We start from the raw sequence: 14,986 nt of genomic DNA on the forward strand, positions 1-14,986 counted from the left end.
CGCTTATCCTTCTTTTCGTCCGTGATCACCCGGCGTCTTGTCGCCGGTCACTTCGCGGTACCACAACTCATGATGCTTGCGGGCCCAGGCGCGGCTGACCCCGCCATGCAGCATGGCGCCGATCGAGCCCTTGATCCAGATGCCGGCGTAGATGTGCACGATGATGCTGAGGATCAGCACGAAGGCCGCCAGCGCATGCAGCAACGCAGACAGGCGAATGACATCGATGCCAAACCAATGGCTGAAGTAGGCGCGCCAGATCACCACGCCACTGACCAACAGCACCAGCATGCACACCAGCAGTGTCCAGAACAGCAGCTTCTGCCCGGCATTGTACTTGCCGATCGGTGGTACGCCCTCCTCTTCATTGCGCATTACCCGATCCACTCGGCGTAGCCACAGGCGGTCATTGGCGGTAATGAAGTTGGCCCGCCAGAAGCGCAATACCAGGCCGAGGAAAAACACAAACATCGCGACCCCGATGAAGGGATGCAGTATGCGCGTCCACGGCCCGCCGCCGAACAGGTTGCTGAGCCAGAATAGCGCCGGGTGGAACAGCGCAAGCCCCGACAGCCCCGCCAGGATGAACAGAATCGCCACCACCCAGTGGTTGCTACGCTCGTTGGCGTTGTAGCGCAGGATGGGTTTGTTGTCGTTCATGGCCGCTGCTCCCCTTGCCCACCGGGCTGCTTCGGATCATAGACATGGACCGACGGGTCCACCTGATGCACGCTTTCGTCCGGCGGTGTCGGGTGTTCATCCTCCTCGACACGCTGAGGGCCGATCCGCACATAGTGGAAGAACCCCGCCAGCACCGCCGCGCCCATGGCCAACAGCGCCAGCGGCTTGGTGAAGCCCTTCCACAACCCCACCAACGGGCTGATCACTGGCTGGTCCGGCAGGCCGGCATACAGCTTCGGCGTGTCGGCATGGTGCAACACGTACATCACGTGAGTGCCACCGACGCCGTCCGGGTCGTACAACCCGGCGTTGTCATAGCCCCGCGATTTCAGATCGACGATGCGCTCGGCCGCATGCACTTTCATCTCGTCCTTGCTGCCGAACACGATCGCCCCGGTCGGGCAGGTTTTCACGCACGCCGGCTCCAGCCCCACGCTCACGCGATCGGAACACAGGGTGCACTTGTACGCCTTGTGGTCTTTCTGCGAGATGCGCGGGATGTTGAACGGGCAGCCGGTGATGCAGTAGCCGCAGCCGATGCAGTGGTCCTGGTTGAAATCGACGATACCGTTGGCGTGCTTGATGATCGCACCCGGGCTCGGGCAGGCTTTCAGGCAACCTGGGTCGGCACAGTGCATGCAACCGTCCTTGCGGATCAGCCACTCCAGGTTGCCGTCGTCGCGCTCGTGCTCGGTAAAGCGCATCAGTGTCCAGGTCTCGGCAGTGAGGTCCTGGGGGTTGTCGTAGGTGCCGTGGTTGTGGCCAACCTCGTCACGCAGTTCATTCCACTCCGAGCACGCCACCTGGCAGGCCTTGCAGCCGATGCACTTGGTAGTGTCGATCAGCTTGGCGACCTCTTCCTGCTGACGCACCGAGGGCGGCACGGTAGTGGTGGCCGAGCGGGCGATGATGTCTTGGCTGGCCATCAGAGTTTCTCCACTTTCACGAGGAACGACTTGGACTCTGGCGTCTGCGTGTTGCCGTCACCGAGGAACGGCACCAAGGTATTGGTCAGGTAGCCATGCCGGGTAGCGCCGGTGAAACCCCAGTGCAGTGGAATGCCGATCTGGTGCACGGTCTGATTGTTGACCTGCAACGGGCGAATCCGCTTGGTCACCACCGCCACCGCATCGATATGCCCACGCTTGCTCGACACCCGTACCCGGTCACCGGCCTTGATGCCTTTCTCGTTGGCCAGCACCTCGCCTATCTCGACGAACTGCTCGGGCTGGGCAATGGCGTTGAGCCGGCAATGCTTGCTCCAGAAGTGGAAATGCTCGGTCAGCCGGTAGGTGGTCGCGGCATAAGGGAACTCGTCGTGCGTGCCGAGGGTGTCCCACACAGAATCGAAGATGCGCCCGGCCGGGTTGCTGGTAGCCTTCTTGTTCTGCGGGTGCAGCGGGTTGATGCCGATCGGCGTTTCGAAGGGCTCATAGTGCTCGGGGAACGGGCCTTCGGCCATCTTGTCGATGGCGAAGAAACGCGCCACGCCTTCGGGGTTCATGATGAAGGGGTTCATCCCCGCCTCAGGTGGCGAGTCGACCTTGAAGTCCGGCACGTCGGTGCCGGTCCAGGCCTTGCCGTTCCACCATACCAGGCGCTTCTTCTCCGCGTCCCACGGTTTGCCTTGCGGGTCGCTGGAGGCACGGTTGTAAAGGATGCGGCGGTTGGCCGGCCAGGCCCAGGCCCAGTTCTGCACCTGGTGCATGCCGTAGGGGTCGCTGTTGTCGCGGCGAGCCATCTGGTTGCCCTGTTCGGTCCAGCTACCGGCGAAGATCCAGCAGCCAGACGCGGTGCTACCGTCGTCCTTGAGCTGACCGAAGCCCGCCAGTTGCTGGCCCGCCTTGATCACAGCGCCAGTCGGGTCGGTGACATCGGTCACCGCCCAGCCGTTCATCTCCTTGGCCAGTTCCTCCGGGGAGGGCTCTTCAGGGATCTTGTACGGCCAGCTGATATTCAGCATCGCGTCAGGGTAGGCGCCACCTTCGGCCTGGTAACGATGGCGCAGGCGCAGGAACAGCTCGCTCATGATCTGCACGTCGGTACGCGTCTCGCCCGGGCCGTCTGCGCCCTTCCAGTGCCATTGCAGCCAGCGGCTGCTGTTGACCAGCGAACCGTCTTCCTCGGCGAAGCAAGTGGTGGGCAGGCGGATCACTTCGGTCTGGATGTTGGCCGTGTCGACATCGTTGAACGGCCCGGCGTTGCGCCAGAATTCCGAAGTCTCGGTGGCCAGCGGGTCCATGACCACCAGCCACTTGAGCTTGGCCAGTGCCGCAGTGACGCGGTTTTTGTCCGGTAGCGCGGCGATCGGGTTGAAGCCCTGGCACATATAACCATTGACTTTGCCTTGGCCCATCATCTCGAACATACGCAGCACGTCGTAGGCCGGTACATCCAGTTTGGGCAGCCAATCATAACCCCAGTTGTTTTCCGCCGTGGCGTTGGCGCCGTACCAGGCCTTCATCAGGCTGACATGGAACTTGCCGTAGTTCTGCCAGTATGACAATTGCCCAGGCCGCAACGGCTTGGAAGCGCGCTTGTCGATGTAGGTGGCGTAGTCCTGCTCGGCGTCACCGGCCAGGGTCAGGTAGCCCGGCAGCGAGTTGGACAGCAGGCCGAGGTCGGTCAGGCCCTGGATGTTGGAGTGCCCGCGCAGGGCGTTGACCCCGCCACCGGGCATGCCGACGTTGCCCAGCAGCAGCTGGACCATGGCCGCACTGCGGATAATCTGCGCGCCGATCGAATGCTGCGTCCAACCTAGCGCATAAAGGATCGTCATGGTCTTGCCCGGAACCGAGCAGGAGGCGATCTCTTCCCAGACCTTCATCATGGCGTCCTGTGGCATGCCACAGGTCATGCTCGCCAGTTCCGGGGTATAGCGGCTGTAATGCTGCTTCATCAGCTGGAACACGCAGCGAGGGTGTTGCAGAGTCGGGTCTACCTTGGCGTAGCCGTCCTCGCCCAGCTCGTAACCCCAGCCAGACTTGTCGGCGTACACACGCTTGGCCTCGTCGTAGCCGCTGAACAGCCCATCCTCGAAGCCATAGTTCTCTTTGACGATGAACGACACGTCAGTGTAGTTGCGCACGTACTCGTGCTGGATCTTGTCGTTGCTGAGCAGGTAGTTGATCAGCCCGCCCATGAAGGCGATATCGGTGCCGGTACGGATCGGCGCGTAGTAGTCCGCTACCGAAGCGGTACGGGTAAACCGCGGGTCGACCACAATCAGCCGCGCCTTGTTGTGCGCTTTGGCCTCGGTCACCCACTTAAAGCCGCACGGATGCGCTTCTGCTGCGTTGCCACCCATCACCAGGACCAGATTCGCGTTGGCGATATCGGACCAGTGGTTGGTCATGGCGCCACGGCCGTACGTCGGGGCAAGACTTGCCACCGTCGGGCCATGTCAGACACGTGCCTGGTTATCGAACCCCAGCATGCCTGTTGCGCGGATGACCTTGTGGGTCAGGTAGCCAGCCTCGCTGGAAGCAGCGGAAGCGGCAAGAAAACCGGTGGTGAGCCAGCGGTTGACCGTTTGGCCCTGGGCGTTCTTCTCGATGAAGTTGGCATCTCGGTCCTGCTTCATCAGGTCGGCGACGCGGTCCAGCGCCTCGTCCCAGCTGACCCGCACCCACTCCTTGCTGCCCGGCTTGCGTACCTCGGGGTACTGCAGGCGGCTCGGGCTGTGGATAAAGTCCAGCAAGCCGGCGCCTTTCGGGCAAAGTGTGCCGCGGTTGACCGGGTGGTCGGCGTCCCCTTCGATATGGATGATGTTCTGTTTGACGTTCTTCCCCGCATCACCCTGGCTGTACAGGATCAGGCCGCAGCCGACCGAACAGTAGGGGCAGGTGTTACGGGTTTCTTTGGTGTGCGCCAGCTTGAAGTGACGCACCTGCTCGGCGAATGCCGGCGTCGGGGCCATGCCCAACGCTGCAAGGCTCGAGCCTCCAAGGCCGACGGCGGCGACCTTGAAGAACTGCCGACGGTTCAGGTCCATCGTGCACTCCTGATCAGTTTTCGGGCGCTCGGGGCATTGCCGGCACCTCGGGTCATCACGGTGGCGGCAAAGTCATGCCGCCAACCGTTAAGACTAGTCAAGAATGCCGAAAGTGCGATTGATCCCGGTCAGCACAGCGGTAGATTGCGCGCCACGTTCAAGGCCGCACTGCTCTGCGCCACCGGCATGATTTCGAGCGTGTTGATGTTTACGTGTGGCGGCTGTTCGGCGATCCAGGCAACCGTGGCGGCAATGTCCTCGGGCAGGATTGCCTGCACATCACGGTACAACGCATCCACCGCATTCAGGTCGCCGTTCAGGCGTACCACCGAGAAATCGGTCCCGGAACACAGCCCAGGCTCGATATTGCTGACCCGCACGCGGGTGCCTGCCAGATCGGCGCGCAGGTTCAGGCTGAACTGACGCACGAATGCCTTGCTTGCGCCATAAACATTACCGCCCGGGTAGGGGTAAGTGCCGGCAATCGAACCCATGTTGATGATCATGCCACTGTCGGCTTCGACCATCTGTGGCAACACCGCGTGGGTGACCATGGCCAAGCCGGTGATGTTTGTGTCGATCATGCGCTGCCAGTTCTCGGCGCTGCAGGCCTGAGCCCGCTCGATACCCAGCGCCAGACCTGCGTTGTTGACCAGCACATTGATGCTCGACGCAGCTTCGTTGATCTGCGCAATTGCTGCGCTGATCGACTGCCCATCAGTCACATCCAGCGCCAGTGGAATGAAGTTGTCGCCAAGCTCATGCTCCAGTGCCCGCAGCTTGTCCATGCGGCGGGCGCCACCGATCACACGGTAGCCCTTGGCAACCAAGGTGCGGCATATGGCTCGGCCAAAGCCTGAGGAGGCGCCAGTCACGAATGCAGTTTTCATCAGGTTTGTCTCCCAGAGGTATTGTCAGACCAGGTACTTCACGCCCAGGCTGGTGAACAGGCACAGCATGGAGAACACCAACACCTTGCGTACCACGTCGTTCCCTTTGCGCAGTGCCAGTGCACTGCCCATGTGATTGCCGAGGATGTTGCACGCCACCAGCGGCAACGCCAGCAGATAGACAACCTTGCCGGCCATGATGAATGCGACCAGCGCACCGATGTTGGAGGCGAAGTTGAAGGTCTTGGAGTTGGCCGAGCTGGAAACCAGGTCCATGCGCAGCAGGTAGTGAAAAGCGATGATGAACATGCTGCCGGTACCTGGGCCGAAGAAGCCGTCGTAAAAGCCGATGGCCAGACAGGTCAACGGCACGACGGTGTAGAGCATCCGCGCCGACAGCACTCGCTCCTCTATCGGGCGATCCTTGGGAGTGAGGAAAATCAGAATGCCGAAAGGGATCAATGCCAGGATGATCTTGCCCACGGTTTCCTGAGAGATCGAGACAATCAGGTGCGCTCCCAGATAGGCGCCGAGCAGTGAGAAAGGTACGCCAACCAGTGCCACCTGCCAGACCATCTTGCTGTTGGCCAGGAAGTTGCGGATGGCAGCCAGCGTACCCAGCGTACTTACCAGTTTCTCCTGCCCCAGCGCTACCTGAGGCGGCATGCCCACCAGCAAAAACCCTGGCACCAAAAACAACCCGCCGCCCCCGGCAATGCTGTCCACAAAGCCCGCGACAAAGGCAATGGCGCCCAGCAGCAGGATCGCCAGCAGCCAGTGTTCCGCCCAGTAAGCGCCTAACAGTTCCATAGCAGTAATTCCGTCGAAAAATGAAGAGAAATCAGGAGAGCACTTCGTAAAGGTGATCGGCCCGGGCAAAGCGCACCCGGTTCAGGTCGTTGACCGCGAACACCCGTAGCAGCCAACGGTCAGCACCGTCGTTCTGCGGCTCGAAACCATCGCGGGCATGCAGCACGCGCTGGTTCTTGAAGATCATGAAATCGCCTGGCAGCAGCAGGTGAGGCTCATCGAAACGCCGGGTTTCCAACAGAACGCGCAGGGTGGCCAAGGCCTGCTCGGCTCGCAGGTTCAGCCCGTGGGTGTTCTCGCTGTCGAAACGGCACAGCCACTCGCCTGAATGGCCGCGCACCAGCACTGGCAACTCAGCGGTGCAACGGCGGTTACCGGTGAACGAATCAGGGCGGCGGATTTCGAACTGCGCTTCGCACAGTTCACGCACGGTGGCCAAGGGCAGCGACGCGATCACTGCGTCAAGGTTGACCAAGGTGGTACTGATACGCGGATCACAGCGCATGCCGAAGAACGACAGGTACTCCGGGCAGCAGGAAACACTACCCAGCGGCTCGGAGGACAATGGCAGGTCGGGATTGTCGACGTGATAGGAGAAGCGCAGCCGCGAGCCATGCGAACTCTTTTGGCTGGATGATGTACGGGCCGGGATTACATGGCGAAACAGACGCCCGTCATTTTCACCCTCGTAGACAACCGGGTTGATGCCCATCAGGTTTTGCATGGTCAGGCTGACCAGACAGGCAATCGGCGTGCTGCGCGGGCTGAGCACACCAGAGTAAGGGGTCGGAGGCACATCGCGATCGCGTGGGCAATTACGCACAATCATGCTGGTCAGTTGCGGATCCTCAACGAAACCCCGGATTTGCTGGCACAGTGCTTTACCCAGGACCTCTTGAGCCTGCTCCTTGAGTTGCGGGTAAAGCTCTTTGCTGGTTTCGAAATCGAGCGGCGTATTGCTCAGCAAGGTTTGCCAGGCGCTGGAGACAACCCAGGGCAGGCGGATTTCGAGTGAGGTCTGAGGCTCGGCTGCTTGTTGCAGGTGTGCGCTTTCCATTTCAGGTGCTATTCCATTGGCCATTCGGTGTCTTGCTATGCCGGGCAGACGCGGCAGTTTTTGAAACCGTTCACACTTGGGCGATACGAGCGCGAGGTGCCACTCCAGGCACCACCACATTGCATCGACTCAATCATTGTAATTACAAAAATAAGCTCGATTCAATTGTTTTAATTGGCCGATTGCCATCATCATTGAGTCGATTTAATCAACTTATTGATTTCAAAAGATTTCTTTGAGCAGCGCTTTTAACGCGTGATCACGCGCGTGCGCACCGTGCCAAAGCGAGCCCGCAGTGATAAGCGCCGATTCGCACCAATAGAGTTAATCCACACATCGGAAACGCGATTACCCCGATAAGAGCTTTCGTGCTAGGCTTCCGCGTTCTTGCAGATTCTGGTGCCATTTCCATGTGGGTTCCTCACTACAGCGACCTGGCGCAGCCGGTCTACCTGATGATTGCCGATGCTCTTGAACAGGACATTGGCAACGGCCGTCTGGCGCCAGGCGACCGCCTGCCAACACTCAAGGATCTCGCCGAGTCATTGCAGGTGACGCCTGGCACTATCGGACGCGCCTATGACGAAGCCGCCAAACGGGGCTTGGTGGTTGGCGAGGTTGGCCGGGGTACTTTCGTCCTGCAGCAACGGCCGGCGCCTGCCCCTACCCCCACCGCACCTTTGCGGCCCGCACCGCTCAAGCATGAAAGCGGCCAGATTGACCTTTCGATCATCAAGCCCAACGATGCGCACATGGCCGACTGGCTGCGCAGAGCAATTACCGAGCTGGCGTCATCCCCCGACCTTGACCAAGTGCTCGACTACGTTACTGACGGTGGCCATGCGACGCACAAGCAGGCTGGCGCTACCTGGATTCAGCGCTGGCTGCCCGACGCTCGCGCGCAACAGGTGGTGCTGACCTCCGGCGCTCAACATGGGCTGCTGGTGGCCATCAGCAGCTTGTCGAAAGGCGATGATGTGATCCTCTGCGAGTCGCTCTGCTACCCCGGCATCATTTCCCTTGCCCACAGCATGGGCCGCCGTTTGCGCGGGGTAGCCATGGACGAGCACGGTCTGATTCCCGAGGCCTTGCGGGCCGCCTGCCAGGAGCACCGCCCGTCGCTGCTGGTGTGTGTGACCACTCACCAGAACCCGACCAACTCGGTAATGCCGCACCCGCGTCGCGAGGCTATCGCGCAGATTGCCCGCGAGTTCGACCTGTTCATCGTGGATGACGATATCTACGGTTTCCTCGAACCGGCGCCTGACTACAAACCCTTGGCCGCCTATGCACCTGAGCGCTCGGTGTACCTGACCAGCCTGTCCAAGAGCGTGCTGCCGGCCCTGCGTATCGGCTACCTCTACGCGCCGCCACAAACGCTGTCACGGTTGTCGTCCATGGTGCGCAGCAGCGTCTGGATGCCCTCCCCGCTGATGGCTCAGTTGGCCAGCAACCTGATCAACAGCGGTATGGCCGATCAGCTGGTGCGGGAGCAGCAGGAAGAAGCCGCGGCACGGCAGCTTATGGCACAGGAAATCCTTGGCAGGTACAAGATTCGCAGCCAGCCGAACAGTTTCCATATTTGGCTGGAACTCCCTGAACCATGGACCAGCGATGAATTCGCCAACCTGGCGCGCAACAATGGCGTCACCGTGGTCAGCGGCAGCCAGTTTCTGCCTGAGCGCACACCCACCAGCTGTGGCGTGCGTATCGCCCTGATGACGCCAAGCCGTGCCGAACTCAGCTTTGCCTTGACCAAGCTCGCCAGCTTGCTGGATTCATCCGAACCACGGCTTTTCTACTAGCAATGAGCGAGGCCGACGGGTGCTCTCGAATCCGCTGACACGCCGGCGACATTGGCTTCAGTGGCGCAACGCCGAGTCCTCAACATGCAGCTTGCCTATGCGGCGGGGCGCGGCGCCCCTCAGTATCGGCGTGGGCGCGCATAAAAAAACCCAGGGTAATGCCCTGGGTTTTCGATGTAGCGGACGCGTGTCCGGTCGTGTCAGAACGGAATGTCGTCATCAAAGCTGTCGAAGTCCGCAGCCGGCTGCGGCGCAGGCTGCTGCGGCGCTGGACGCTGAGGGGCCTGTTGCGGGCGCTGGGCCTGTTGGCGAGGCGGTGCCTGGTTGTATTGCTGGGGCTGGCCACCCTGGTTGTAGTTGCCGCCACCCTGGTTGTACGGGTCGCCGCCTTGCTGCTGGCCTTGCGGACGACCGCCGAGCAGCTGCATGGTGCCGTTGATGTCGACAATGATCTCGGTGGTGTAGCGCTTGATGCCGTCTTTTTCCCACTCGCGGGTCTGCAGTTTGCCTTCGATGTAGCATTGCGAACCCTTGCGCAGGTATTCGCCAGCGATTTCGGCAACCTTGCCGAACAGCGACACACGGTGCCACTCGGTACGCTCGACCTTTTGGCCCGACTGCTTGTCAGTCCACTGCTCGCTGGTGGCCAGGCTCAGGTTGGTCACGGCGTTACCGTTGGGCAGGTAGCGGACTTCGGGATCCTGACCACAGGTACCGACCAGAATGACTTTGTTAACCCCACGGGCCATAACGTTCTCCTAGGCTTCGCACGCCGAAGAGGCTGGATTCACCAGTCGCTCGAGGGTCGCACGGTCCAAAATTTTCGTATCCAGTTTGATATAGATGGCGGCTTCTTCTGCCACCACCACAGCGTCGGTCACACCCGGCACGGCCATGAGGCGCTCGGTCAGGCCGGCTTCCCGGACCGCCTCAGGCGTCAGAGGCATGCGCAGGCTGGTCACATATGGCGGCTCGTTCATGCGCAAGGCGACGATCAGCCAGATAGCACACAGCACTGCGCTACCGAGGAACACCGTGTTCAGCCCACCGTGCTGGAACAGCCAGCCGCCAAGGATGCCGCCTAACGCTGCACCGAGGAACTGGCTGGTGGAATACACCCCCATTGCCGTCCCCTTGCCACCAGCAGGCGACACCTTGCTCACCAGAGAAGGCAGCGAAGCCTCCAGCAGGTTGAATGCGGTAAAGAATACCACGGTGCCAATCACCAGTCCGCGCAAACCGTCAGCCCACTCCCAGAAGTATATCTCTGTCAGCAGCAGGACACTGACCGCGCCGGCCAACACACGTTTCATCTTGCGCTTTTTTTCGCCGTAGATGATGAACGGGACCATTGCAAAAAATGAGATGAACAGCGCGGTCAGGTACACCCACCAATGCTGCTCCTTGGGCAGGCCGCCACGCTCGACGAACGCCAGCGGCAGCGCAACGAAGCTGGCCATGAGGACGGCGTGCAGGATGAAAATGCTTACGTCCAGGCGCAGAAGGTCCGGATGACGCAGGGTCGGGCCGATGGCCTGGCGCGCCACACCCGACTCGCGGTGCTGCAAAATGCTGTGGGTGTTGGGTACGACAAAGGCGATCAACAGGATGCCGACCAAGGCAAGCCCGGCCGTAACCAGGAACAAACCTGACAAACCAAAGGCACTTGTCAGCAATGGACCAACGACCATGGCGACAGCAAACGACAGGCCGATGCTCATGCCTATCATGGCCATGGCCTTGGTCCGGTGTTGTTCGCGGGTGAGGTCCGACAGCAGTGCCATGACCGCAGCAGAAATGGCCCCTGCGCCCTGCAGGATGCGCCCGGCAATCACGCCCCAGATAGAATCAGCCTGGGCCGCCAGCACACTGCCCAGGGCAAAGATCACCAGGCCCAGATAAATCACCGGCCGGCGACCGATGCGGTCGGAAACCATCCCGAACGGGATCTGCAATACCGCCTGAGTCAGGCCATAGGCACCAATGGCCAGGCCAATCAGGGCAGGTGTGGCGCCAGCCAGGTCCATGCCGTAGGTGGCCAGTACCGGCAAGACCATGAACATGCCCAGCATACGAAAGGCAAAGACCAGGGCAAGGCCGCCAGCGGCGCGGGTTTCGCCGCCACTCATACGCTCGTTGTGGGTGTCGTGCATGGATTAACCTCGTGTGAACCGGCGGCGATTCTATCAGTCCGACAGCTTGACGGCATCTACGCGACGCTTTGCCGCGTCATACTGGCGCGCCGTATACTTCCTTGTTTATGCCCGCCAAGCGAGGCCGCAGTGGACAAGATTCTGATTCGTGGGGCACGGACCCACAACCTGAAGAACATCGACCTGACCCTGCCCCGGGACAAGTTGATCGTGATCACCGGCCTGTCGGGTTCCGGCAAGTCATCCCTGGCATTCGATACCTTGTACGCCGAAGGCCAGCGCCGCTACGTGGAATCGCTGTCGGCCTACGCCCGGCAGTTCCTGTCGATGATGGAAAAGCCCGACGTCGACACCATCGAAGGCCTGTCGCCGGCGATTTCGATCGAGCAGAAGTCGACCTCGCACAACCCGCGATCCACGGTCGGCACCATTACCGAAATCTACGACTACCTGCGCCTGCTGTACGCCCGCGTCGGTACTCCACGCTGCCCGGACCACGATATCCCGCTGGAGGCGCAAACGATCAGCCAGATGGTCGACCTGGTGCTGGAGCGCCCGGAAGGCAGCAAGCTGATGCTGCTCGCGCCGGTGGTGCGCGAGCGCAAGGGCGAGCACCTGGCGGTGTTTGACGAGCTTCGCGCCCAGGGCTTCGTGCGGGCCAGGGTCAACGGCAAGCTCTACGAACTCGATGAACTGCCCAAGCTGGACAAACAGAAGAAGCACAGCATCGATGTGGTGGTGGACCGCTTCAAAGTCCGCGCAGACCTGCAACAGCGCCTGGCCGAATCGTTCGAGACCGCGTTGAAGCTGGCCGACGGTATTGCCCTGGTGGCACCGATGGACGACGAACAAGGCGAGGAGACGATCTTCTCCGCGCGCTTCGCCTGCCCGGTGTGCGGCCACGCGATCAGTGAGCTGGAACCGAAGCTGTTCTCCTTCAACAACCCGGCTGGCGCCTGCCCGACCTGCGACGGCCTGGGGGTCAAGCAATTCTTCGACACCAAGCGCCTGGTCAACATCGAACTGACCTTGGCCGAAGGTGCGATCCGCGGCTGGGATCGGCGTAACGTGTACTACTTCCAGATGCTCGGTTCGTTGGCTGCGCACTACGGCTTCAGCCTGGAGGAGCCATTCGGCGAGTTGTTGGCCGAACACCAGAAGGTGATCCTGCAGGGCAGCGGCAAGCAGAGCGTCGACTTCAAGTACCTCAACGACCGAGGCGATATCGTCAAGCGATCGCACCCGTTCGAAGGCATTGTGCCGAACCTTGAGCGCCGCTACCGCGAAACCGAGTCGGCCACCGTGCGTGAAGAGCTGGCCAAATTCCTGGGCACGCAACCGTGCCCGGATTGCCGGGGTACGCGCCTGCGCCGCGAAGCGCGCCATGTGTGGGTGGGCGAGAAAACCCTGCCGGCGGTGACCAATATGCCGATCGGTGAAGCCAGCAACTACTTTGGTCAACTGACCCTTACTGGCCGGCGTGGCGAAATCGCGGCAAAAATCCTCAAGGAAATCTGCGAACGACTTCAGTTCCTGGTCAATGTCGGCCTCGACTACCTGACACTGGATCGTAGCGCCGACACCTTGTCCGGCGGTGAGGCGCAACGCATCCGACTCGCCAGCCAGATCGGCGCCGGTCTTGTGGGGGTGATGTACATCCTTGATGAACCGTCCATCGGCCTTCACCAACGCGACAACGACCGCCTGTTGGCCACCCTCAACCATTTGCGCGACCTGGGCAACACGGTGATCGTGGTGGAACACGACGAGGACGCCATTCGGCTGGCCGACTACGTGGTCGACATCGGCCCGGGCGCCGGTGTTCACGGTGGGCAGATCGTCGCCGAAGGCTCGCCACAGGAGGTCATGGACCATCCCGATTCGCTGACTGGCAAGTACCTGTCCGGGCGCAAGAAGATCGTTGTGCCGGCCAAGCGCACGCCGCGCAACAAGAAGCTGCAGCTCAAGCTCAAAGGCGCGCGTGGTAACAACCTGCAAAACGTCGACCTGGAAGTACCCATCGGCCTGCTGACCTGCGTGACCGGTGTATCCGGCTCGGGCAAGTCGACGCTGATCAACAACACCCTTTTCCCCTTGGCCGCCACGGCACTCAATGGCGCAAGCAGCCTGGAAGCCGCACCGCACAGCAGCATGGACGGTCTGCAGCACCTGGACAAGGTAGTGGATATCGACCAGAGCCCGATCGGCCGCACACCACGCTCCAACCCGGCGACCTACACCGGTATCTTCACGCCGATCCGCGAGCTGTTCTCGGGTGTACCGGAGTCTCGCTCACGTGGTTATGGCCCGGGGCGTTTCTCATTCAACGTCAAGGGGGGCCGTTGCGAGGCCTGTCAGGGCGATGGCCTGATCAAGGTGGAAATGCACTTCCTGCCGGACATCTACGTGCCGTGTGACGTCTGCAAGAGCAAGCGCTACAACCGCGAAACCCTGGAGATCAAGTACAAGGGCAAGAACATCCACGAGGTGCTGGAAATGACCATCGAGGATGCCCGAGCGTTCTTCGATGCGGTGCCGGCGCTGGCGCGCAAGCTGCAAACGTTGATGGATGTGGGCCTGTCGTACATCAAACTGGGGCAATCAGCGACCACCTTGTCCGGCGGTGAGGCGCAGCGGGTGAAGCTGTCGCGCGAACTGTCCAAGCGCGATACCGGCAAGACCTTGTACATCCTCGACGAACCTACCACCGGTCTGCACTTTGCCGATATCCAGCAACTGCTGGACGTGTTGCATCGCCTGCGCGACCACGGCAACACCGTGGTGGTGATCGAGCATAACCTGGATGTGATCAAGACTGCCGACTGGCTGGTTGACCTGGGGCCTGAGGGTGGCTCCAAGGGTGGGCAGATCATTGCCTGCGGTACGCCAGAAGAGCTGAGCGAGATGAAGCAGTCCTATACCGGCCATTACCTGAAACCATTGCTGGAGCGGGATCGGGCCTGAGTGTTGCCAGCGCAACGAAAAAGCCCCTGGTACCGATGGTGCCAGGGGCTTTTACTTGAGCCTGTGGATAACTTACATCTGCGACTGCAGGTAGTTTTCCAGCCCGATGGCCTTGATCAGGCCCTGCTGATTCTCAAGCCAGTAGGTGTGATCTTCTTCGGTGTCGGCCAGTTGCGCACGCAGGATGTCACGACTGACATAGTCCTTGTGCAGTTCACACAGCTCGATGCCTTTACAAAGCGCACCGCGCACTTTGTATTCGAGCTTGAGGTCTGCCTCGATCATTTCCGGCACGGTGCTGCCGACCTCCAGGTCATCGGCACGCATGTCAGGGGTCCCTTCGAGCATGAGGATACGACGCATCAGGGCATCGGCGTGCTGCGTCTCTTCCTCCATCTCGTGGTTGATGCGCTCGTAGAGCTTGGACAGGCCCCAGTCTTCGTACATGCGCGAATGAATGAAGTACTGGTCGCGTGCCGCCAGTTCGCCCTTCAGCAGCGTGACGAGATAGTTGATTACGTCCGGGTGGCCTTGCATCGCCCTGGTTCTCCATGTGAAAACGTCTATGCCACATAGTGTGAACCAGCTTTTGTCTACGGTCACTGAAAAACACGCAATTAGACGCAAAAAAT

Annotated in this window: 11 protein-coding genes; 2 read left to right on the forward strand and 9 right to left on the reverse strand. The window is 60.9% G+C overall.

The features are described 5' to 3' along the window. Window positions 1-3: 3 nt before the first annotated feature. The 6 genes from LVS58_RS17375 to LVS58_RS17400 all read right to left on the reverse strand — a co-directional run bounded on the left by LVS58_RS17375 (window position 4) and on the right by LVS58_RS17400 (window position 7,432). Window positions 4-660 carry a formate dehydrogenase subunit gamma gene (locus tag LVS58_RS17375; RefSeq protein ID WP_233692103.1) on the reverse strand — a complete coding sequence of 219 codons (657 nt, stop codon included), beginning with the start codon at window positions 658-660 and terminating at the stop codon, window positions 4-6. Beyond that, window positions 657-1,607, reverse strand: coding sequence for a formate dehydrogenase subunit beta (gene fdxH, locus LVS58_RS17380; RefSeq protein WP_233692104.1), 951 nt, complete (start codon window positions 1,605-1,607; stop codon window positions 657-659). Before fdxH ends, LVS58_RS17375 begins: the two co-directional genes overlap by 4 nt. Continuing rightward, window positions 1,607-4,675, reverse strand: a complete 3,069-nt coding sequence (gene fdnG, locus LVS58_RS17385) for a formate dehydrogenase-N subunit alpha (RefSeq protein WP_233692105.1) — start codon at window positions 4,673-4,675, stop codon at window positions 1,607-1,609. The genes fdxH and fdnG overlap by 1 nt, the downstream gene beginning before the upstream one ends. Window positions 4,676-4,803: 128 nt before the next feature. Next, window positions 4,804-5,565: an SDR family NAD(P)-dependent oxidoreductase gene (locus LVS58_RS17390; protein WP_233692106.1), complete on the reverse strand. Its 762-nt coding sequence runs from the start codon at window positions 5,563-5,565 to the stop codon at window positions 4,804-4,806. A 24-nt stretch (window positions 5,566-5,589) separates the two neighbouring features. Next, window positions 5,590-6,375, reverse strand: a complete 786-nt coding sequence (locus tag LVS58_RS17395; protein ID WP_016484669.1) for a sulfite exporter TauE/SafE family protein — start codon at window positions 6,373-6,375, stop codon at window positions 5,590-5,592. Window positions 6,376-6,406: 31 nt separating this feature from the next. Continuing rightward, window positions 6,407-7,432, reverse strand: coding sequence for a TauD/TfdA family dioxygenase (locus tag LVS58_RS17400; protein ID WP_016497751.1), 1,026 nt, complete (start codon window positions 7,430-7,432; stop codon window positions 6,407-6,409). Between the two features lie 410 nt (window positions 7,433-7,842). Between LVS58_RS17400 and LVS58_RS17405 the strand changes: the two genes are divergently transcribed. Continuing rightward, entirely contained in the window at window positions 7,843-9,237 is a 1,395-nt protein-coding gene (locus tag LVS58_RS17405; protein WP_233692107.1) for an aminotransferase-like domain-containing protein, read from the forward strand. Between the two features lie 200 nt (window positions 9,238-9,437). On the opposite strand, the gene LVS58_RS17410 is transcribed toward LVS58_RS17405, so the two are convergent. After that, window positions 9,438-9,986, reverse strand: a complete 549-nt coding sequence (locus LVS58_RS17410; RefSeq protein ID WP_016484656.1) for a single-stranded DNA-binding protein — start codon at window positions 9,984-9,986, stop codon at window positions 9,438-9,440. Between the two features lie 9 nt (window positions 9,987-9,995). Continuing rightward, the gene (locus tag LVS58_RS17415; RefSeq protein WP_233692108.1) at window positions 9,996-11,390 is read right to left on the reverse strand and encodes an MFS transporter; all 1,395 of its coding nucleotides are present in this window, start codon (window positions 11,388-11,390) and stop codon (window positions 9,996-9,998) included. A gap of 129 nt (window positions 11,391-11,519) precedes the next feature. Here LVS58_RS17415 and uvrA point away from each other — a divergent pair, with 129 nt between their 5' ends. Further along, window positions 11,520-14,354 carry an excinuclease ABC subunit UvrA gene (gene uvrA / locus LVS58_RS17420; RefSeq protein WP_233692109.1) on the forward strand — a complete coding sequence of 945 codons (2,835 nt, stop codon included), beginning with the start codon at window positions 11,520-11,522 and terminating at the stop codon, window positions 14,352-14,354. A 72-nt stretch (window positions 14,355-14,426) separates the two neighbouring features. Here uvrA and bfr read toward each other — a convergent pair whose 3' ends face one another. Continuing rightward, window positions 14,427-14,891 carry a bacterioferritin gene (bfr, locus tag LVS58_RS17425; RefSeq protein WP_233692110.1) on the reverse strand — a complete coding sequence of 155 codons (465 nt, stop codon included), beginning with the start codon at window positions 14,889-14,891 and terminating at the stop codon, window positions 14,427-14,429. Between the last annotated feature and the right edge of the window lie 95 nt (window positions 14,892-14,986).

Source organism: Pseudomonas sp. JR33AA, assembly GCF_021378985.1.
GTDB lineage: Bacteria > Pseudomonadota > Gammaproteobacteria > Pseudomonadales > Pseudomonadaceae > Aquipseudomonas > Aquipseudomonas alloputida.

Bases quoted from the DNA above. Each gene is read 5' to 3' on its own strand.
- LVS58_RS17415 (WP_233692108.1), bottom strand. From the start codon at position 11,390: ATGCACGACACCCACAACGAGCGTATGAGTGGCGGCGAAACCCGCGCC.
- LVS58_RS17375 (WP_233692103.1), bottom strand. From the start codon at position 660: ATGAACGACAACAAACCCATCCTGCGCTACAACGCCAACGAGCGTAGC.
- LVS58_RS17410 (WP_016484656.1), bottom strand. From the start codon at position 9,986: ATGGCCCGTGGGGTTAACAAAGTCATTCTGGTCGGTACCTGTGGTCAG.
- LVS58_RS17395 (WP_016484669.1), bottom strand. From the start codon at position 6,375: ATGGAACTGTTAGGCGCTTACTGGGCGGAACACTGGCTGCTGGCGATC.
- bfr (WP_233692110.1), bottom strand. From the start codon at position 14,891: ATGCAAGGCCACCCGGACGTAATCAACTATCTCGTCACGCTGCTGAAG.
- fdxH (WP_233692104.1), bottom strand. From the start codon at position 1,607: ATGGCCAGCCAAGACATCATCGCCCGCTCGGCCACCACTACCGTGCCG.
- LVS58_RS17390 (WP_233692106.1), bottom strand. From the start codon at position 5,565: ATGAAAACTGCATTCGTGACTGGCGCCTCCTCAGGCTTTGGCCGAGCC.
- LVS58_RS17405 (WP_233692107.1), top strand. From the start codon at position 7,843: ATGTGGGTTCCTCACTACAGCGACCTGGCGCAGCCGGTCTACCTGATG.
- LVS58_RS17400 (WP_016497751.1), bottom strand. From the start codon at position 7,432: ATGGAAAGCGCACACCTGCAACAAGCAGCCGAGCCTCAGACCTCACTC.